A 2,119-nucleotide genomic window follows, 5' to 3' on the forward strand; every position below is an offset into this window, starting at 1 on the left:
GGCGGTGGACGGCGCGGCACTGCTCGGCCAGCTCGTGGAAGCGGGGCATCAGGTCGCGCTTGCGGAAGCCGACCTCCATTATGACGCGCTCCACCGCCCCGTCCGCCGCAGTGCTGGAGGCGGGAATGCCGCGCGTCTCCAGCGCCAGCAGGGCGTCAATGCGCCGGTCACGCTCCGCCGCCGCGATGCCCTGCGTCAGCGTCCGCCCGAGTTGATCCAGCGCCGCCTCGGCACGGCGTTCAGCCTCGGCGATGCGGAGGAGCACGTCATCGCGGCTGGTGGCGGTGGAAACGCTCAGCCACCCCGCCTCGAACAGCGGGGTCTTGTCGAGAAACAGATCCGGCACGATTCCCGTCAGCCGTCGGCGCGCATGCGCCCGACGATCTCCTCCAGCACCGTTTCGGCCTTGTCGTTGTCCACCTGGCAGGTGCCCGCCGCCTCGTGCCCGCCGCCGCCATATTCCAGCATCAGCGGACCGATGTTGGTCTTGGAGCTGCGGTTGATGATCGACTTGCCGCAGGCCAGCACCGTGTTCTGCTGCTTCAGCCCCCACAGCACGTGGATCGACACGTTCGCTTCCGGATACATGGCGTAGATCATGAAGCGGTTGCCGGCGTAGATGGTCTCCTCCCGCCGCAGGTCGATGACCACGACGTTGCCGCGGATCGTGCTGCAGCGGGCGAGCTGGTCGGAGAACTTCGCCTCATGCTCGGTGTAGAGGTCCACCCGCTCCTTCACGTCGGGCAGGGCGAGGATCTCGTCGATGCCGTGGCTGCGGCAATAGTCGATCAGCTCCATCATCAGCTGATAGTTGGAGATGCGGAAATCGCGGAAGCGGCCGAGGCCCGTGCGCGCGTCCATGATGAAGTTCAGCAGGGCCCAGCCCTGCGGCTTCAGGATGTCCTCGATGCCGTACTGGGCGGAATCGGCCTGATCGACCGCGGCCATCATCGCGTCGGAGATGGTCGGGAAGCGCTCCTTGCCGCCGTAGTAATTGTAGACCACGCGGGCGGCGGAGGGGGCGGCGGCCTCGATGATGTGGTTGTCGCGCTTGCCGACGCGGATCGTCTCCGACAGATGGTGGTCGAAGGCGAGATGGACGCCGGGCACATAGGGCAGGTTGGTGGTGATGTCGCGGTCGGAGATCTCGACCTTGCCGTCCTGCATGTCCTTGGGATGCACGAACTTGATCTCGTCGAGGATGCCCAGCTCCTTCAGGAGCACGGCGCAGACCAGCCCGTCGAAGTCGGACCGGGTGACGAGGCGGTATTTCGTGACGTCGGACATGCGGTTCCCCCTGATCGCCCCACAATCGGCAAGCAGGGGGAAAGTAGTCTTACGCCTTTCGTCACGCAACCGCGAACCGAGCCGTCTCCGCTCACCCCCAGGGGCTGCGCGGCATGAAGGAGGGGCCGGCCATGCCGCGCAGACGGCGCACCCGCTCCTCCATGTTCGGGTGGGTGGAGAACAGGCTGTCGAGGCTGCGCCCGTGCAGCGGGTTGGCGATGAACAGGTGCGCCGTGGCCGGGTTGGATTCCGCCGCGTAGTTCGGGATCTGGTGGGCGTAGGTGTGGATGCGGGTCAGCGCGTCGGCCAGCCACAGCGGGCGCCCGCAGATCTCCGCGCCGATGCGGTCGGCCTCGTACTCGCGGGTGCGGCTGATCGCCATCTGGACGATCATCGCGGCGAAGGGGGCCAGGACGGCGATCAGGATGCCGCCGATCAGCCCCAGCGGGTTGCCGCCCTGCCCGTTCTGACTGTTGCTCTGCGACGCGCCGAAGAACATGCCGAAGTTGGCGAGCATGGAGATGGCGCCCGCGATGGTCGCGGTGATCGTCATGATCAGCGTGTCGCGGTTCTTCACATGGGCCAGCTCATGCGCCATGACGCCGGCGATCTCCTCCGGGCTCAGCAGGCGCAGCAGGCCGGTGGTGGCGGCGACCGCGGCGTTCTCCGGGTTGCGCCCGGTGGCGAAGGCGTTGGGCTGGTCGTTCTCCATGATGTAGACGCGCGGCATCGGCAGGCCGGCGCGCTCGGCCAGCTGCTGGACGATGCCGTAATATTCGGGGGCGGTGTAGGCGTCGACCTCCCGCGCGCCGTACATGGACAGCACCATGTC

General features: G+C 67.2%; 3 protein-coding genes. All 3 read right to left on the reverse strand.

Annotated elements, in window-relative coordinates; translation table 11 throughout:
* On the reverse strand, positions 1 to 346 hold a 346-nt coding region (locus Q4I23_RS32355), incomplete at its 3' end, for a hypothetical protein (RefSeq protein ID WP_498528959.1).
* Positions 347 to 354: 8 nt separating this feature from the next.
* A complete protein-coding gene (locus Q4I23_RS32360) occupies positions 355 to 1,287 on the reverse strand; it encodes an exopolyphosphatase (protein WP_498528960.1) in 933 nt (310 codons plus the stop codon).
* A 91-nt stretch (positions 1,288 to 1,378) separates the two neighbouring features.
* On the reverse strand, positions 1,379 to 2,119 hold a 741-nt coding region (locus Q4I23_RS32365), incomplete at its 5' end, for a M48 family metalloprotease (RefSeq protein ID WP_498528961.1).

Source organism: Azospirillum sp. UFLA03-27 (assembly GCF_059803775.1).